Below are 3,793 nucleotides of genomic sequence, written 5' to 3' on the forward strand. Positions count from 1 at the left end.
CGCCGCCGGTTCCCGCGCCCGCGGCGTCGTCGGCGGACGCGTCCCGGCCGCCGTCCCCGGTCGGGTCGAGCATGTCCGTGACCCTGATCTCGGTCACGCGCCCCAGCGGCAGCGCCGTCTCGATCGCCGAGCCGATGTCGTCGGTGTGGACGTGGACCGCCCACCTGGCGTTGACGTCCGAGCCGCCGTCGCCGACCACCACCACGCTGTCGCCGAGCATCCGGAGTGCCGACCGCAGCTCGTCGGCGCGCGCTTCGTCGGAGTGGGTCAGCGAGTACATCACCTCGTAGCGCGTGCCGCGCCCGACGCCCTCGGGGTCGCAGGTCCCACCGGCTGCCGCGCCGCCGGGCCGGCCGTCTCCACCGGATGCCGCGACCGCGGCCGCCGCGGCGGCGGACTCGGACGGCGTGAAGTACTCCGGCCGCTCGGGCGTCTGTCCCGTGAGCACCTCGACCATCGCGTCGAGCAGGACGAGCAGGCCCCGGCCGCCGGCGTCGACCACCCCGGCACGGCGAAGCGCCGGCAGCTGCGCGGTGGTGCGGTCCAGGGCCTCCGCACCGGCGTCCGCCGCCGCGCGGGCCACCTCGACCAGCGAGTGGGCCGAGGAGCGACCCGCCGCCGAGGCGGCCTCGCGCAGGACCGTCACGATGGTCCCCTCCACGGGGTCGCTCAACGCGTGGTCGACGAGCGTGACCGCCGTGCGCAGGGCCCGGCGGTAGGTCGAGGCGTCGACGACGGTGAAGGTCGCCGCCTCACCGACCGCACGGAGCACCTGGGACAGGATCACCCCGGAGTTGCCGCGCGCCCCGTGGACCGCGCCGTGGCCGAGCGCGACCGCGATCTCGCGGGCGCCCGCCGTGCCGCCGCCCTCGGCGATCCACGCGTCCTCACCCTCCGCACGGTCCACGGCCGCGCGCATCGTGTAGAGCAGGTTTGTCCCGGTGTCCGAATCGGGCACCGGGAAGACGTTGAGGGCGTTGATCTCCTCGCGATGGAGGGCGAGCATCTCGACCGACCGCCGCGCCCACGTGAGCAGTCCGTGCGCGTCGAGGGTCGACGGACGGTCCTCGACATGTGTCGACTCCTGCGTCATCACCCCTCCTCACCACACGACCACCCCTGTGGTGCAACTCCCGGCCGGCGCGGCCAAGCCTAGTACCCTCACCACTCGACAGCCGTCCGACTAGCCGAGACGGCCGATACGACCCGGGAGCAGCACGATGACCTTCGACCTCGCCGACACCCCGCTCGTCACCCTCTCCGAGGGCGTACTCACGCTCCCGATCTCGCTGGAGGGCAAGGGCAACTCGCTGGACTCCGACGCGGTCGACCAGGCGTCGGTCGCGCTGCGCGCCCTGCTCGCGGGTGATATCGAGGCCGGCGCGGTCCTCCTGGTGGGCCTGGGGGCGAACTTCTGCGCGGGCGGCAACGTCCCGGGCTTCGCCGCGGCCCCCGACCGCGCGGAGCACGTGCGTGAGCTCGCCGACCGTCTCCACGCGGTCGTCCGTCAGCTCGACGAGCTCCCCGTGCCGATCGTCGCCGCCGTCGCGGGGTGGGCGGCCGGCGCCGGAGCCTCGCTGGTCCTGGCCGCGGACTTCTCGGTCGGTGGCCCCGGCACCCGACTGCTGGCGGCCTACCCGGGAATCGGCCTGTCCCCTGACGGCGGGATGTCATGGCGCCTGCCCCGCGCGATCGGCCAGGGGGCGGCGCGGGCGTTCATCGTCGGCAACGAGCCGATGGACGGGGCGCGGGCGTACCAGCTGGGCCTGCTCACGACGTTCGTCGAGGGCGACGTCCGCGAGGCCGCGCGCGAGCTGGCCGTGCGCCTGGCCGCCGGGCCCCGCGAGTCCCACGCGGCCGCCAAGGCCCTGCTCCGTGCCTCGGAGTCCGCGACGCTCGCCGAGCAGCTCGACGCCGAGCGGGATTCCATCGCCCGCCTGGCGGTCTCCCCCGACGGGGTGGAGGGCGTGGACGCCTTCGTCGCCAAGCGCACACCGGAGTTCGGCGGGCGCTGACGCGGCAGGGCGGGCCGGCCGGCCGGCCCGCCGAAAACGGTCTGCCTCTACGCCTGTCTGGGCTCGTCGGGGAGACTCCAGTCGACCGGCTCCACGCCGAGTCGACGGAGCTCCTCGTTCGCGCGGCTGAACGGCCTGGAGCCGAAGAAGCCCCGCGACGCCGACAGCGGTGAGGGGTGCGCAGAGGCGATGACCGGGGTGTCGCCGAGCATCGGCGTCAGTGACTGCGCGTCACGCCCCCACAGGATCGCCACCATGGGTCGCTCGCGCTCGACGAGCGCCTCGATCGCCCGCTGGGTGATCTCCTCCCAGCCCTTACGGCGGTGGGAGGCGGGCTCGCCCGGGGCCACGGTGAGCACCCGGTTGAGGAGCAGCACCCCCGCCCGGGTCCACGCGCCGAGGTCACCGTGTGCGGGGGCCGGCAGCCCGAGATCGTCGGTGTACTCGCGGTAGATGTTGACCAGACTGCGTGGCAGCGGGCGCACGTCCGCCTCGACCGCGAAGCTCAGTCCGATCGGATGGCCGGGCGTGGGGTAGGGATCCTGGCCCACGATGAGGACGCGGACGTCGTCGAACGGCTGGGTGAACGCCCTCAGGACGTGGTCGGCGGCCGGCAGGAAGCCCCGGCCGGCGGCGTTCTCGGCGCGGAGGAAGTCGCCCATCCGGTGGATCCGCTCCTCGACCGGGGCCAGGGCCTCCGCCCAGCCGGGGTCGAGGAGGTCGGCGAGCGGCGCGGGGGCGCGTCGTGTGCTCACCGGTCAGTCGAGGCGTCGCAGGTCGGCGCGGTAGCGCATGGCGTTGTCGTGGTACATCTGCGTGTTGCCCTCGAGCATCGCGGGGTCGACCTCGTGGCCCTCCCGGATCTTCGCGGGCATGCCCATCGCCATGCGGCGGTCGGGCAGCTCGAACCGCGGGGGCACCAGGCATCCCGCGGCGACGACGGCGCCCGAGCCGATGACGGCGCCGTTGAGAACGATCGACCCGGACGAGATCAGCGTGCGGTCGCCGATGGTCGCGCCCTCGATGTGGGCGTTGTGCCCGACCACGCAGTGCTCGCCGATGATCGTCGCGTCGGTCGCCGTGCAGTGCACGATGGTGCCGTCCTGGATGTTGGACATGGCGCCGACCTCGATGCGCCCGTAGTCCCCGCGGAGCACGGCGGTGGGCCACACGGAGACGCCGGGCCCGAGGGTCACCCGCCCGATGACCACCGCGTCGGGGTGGACCCATGCGTCGGGGGCGATGTCGGGTTCGAGGTCTCCGAGTGCGTAGACGGCCATGCGTCCACCCTAGTTCGCGCCCCGCGCAGAGTCCCAGCCCCCGGGGACCCGCGGCTCGCCGTCGAGGGTGACGCGCCCCGGCTCACCGGCCCGGACGGTGCCGATCACTGTGAACCCGGCCGGCGGGGTGACCCCGGGCGGGAAGGTGCCGAGCAGGCCGTGGTCCTCGCCGCCGTCGAGCACCCAGTCGGTGACCTGCGCGTCGGGGTCGGCCGCACCGAGCGTCCCGGCGGCCTCGTACAGGAGGGGGTCGACGGGGAGCGCGTCCATGGTGAGATCGGCGGCTACGTCGGACGCGCGCGCCAGGCCCGACAGGTCACGCAGCAGGCCGTCGCTGACGTCGGTGAGGGACCGGGCGCCGGCGAGGCGCGCCGCGGTCCCGAGCCCGACCGGGGGCACCGGGACGCGGTGCGACTGCTGTAGAGGTCCGTGAGGATGTCCGGCGAGGAGGAGGGCGAGGCCGGCCGCCGAGCGCCCGGGGGTCCCGGTGAGTGCGAC

At 74.5% G+C, this 3,793-nt stretch carries 5 protein-coding genes; 1 reads left to right on the forward strand and 4 read right to left on the reverse strand.

The annotated features are described in order from the left end of the window. Positions 1-1,093: DAK2 domain-containing protein (locus HMPREF3086_RS00800; protein ID WP_141763940.1), on the reverse strand; the 1,093-nt coding region annotated here is incomplete at its 3' end. 127 nt (positions 1,094-1,220) lie between these two features. On the opposite strand from HMPREF3086_RS00800, the gene HMPREF3086_RS00805 reads away from it, so the two are divergent. Then, positions 1,221-2,015, forward strand: a complete 795-nt coding sequence (locus tag HMPREF3086_RS00805; RefSeq protein ID WP_070719721.1) for an enoyl-CoA hydratase/isomerase family protein — start codon at positions 1,221-1,223, stop codon at positions 2,013-2,015. A 47-nt stretch (positions 2,016-2,062) separates the two neighbouring features. On the opposite strand, the gene HMPREF3086_RS00810 is transcribed toward HMPREF3086_RS00805, so the two are convergent. From HMPREF3086_RS00810 to HMPREF3086_RS00820, 3 genes are all read right to left on the reverse strand, one after another. Then, positions 2,063-2,770 carry a uracil-DNA glycosylase gene (locus HMPREF3086_RS00810; protein ID WP_070719722.1) on the reverse strand — a complete coding sequence of 236 codons (708 nt, stop codon included), beginning with the start codon at positions 2,768-2,770 and terminating at the stop codon, positions 2,063-2,065. A 3-nt stretch (positions 2,771-2,773) separates the two neighbouring features. Then, complete coding sequence (locus tag HMPREF3086_RS00815) at positions 2,774-3,295, reverse strand: gamma carbonic anhydrase family protein (protein ID WP_007633234.1); 522 nt, start codon at positions 3,293-3,295, stop codon at positions 2,774-2,776. Between the two features lie 9 nt (positions 3,296-3,304). Continuing rightward, on the reverse strand, positions 3,305-3,793 hold a 489-nt coding region (locus tag HMPREF3086_RS00820), incomplete at its 5' end, for a thiamine-phosphate kinase (RefSeq protein ID WP_371441632.1).

The sequence above is a fragment of the Dietzia sp. HMSC21D01 genome (assembly GCF_001815995.1).
Classification (GTDB): domain Bacteria; phylum Actinomycetota; class Actinomycetes; order Mycobacteriales; family Mycobacteriaceae; genus Dietzia; species Dietzia cinnamea.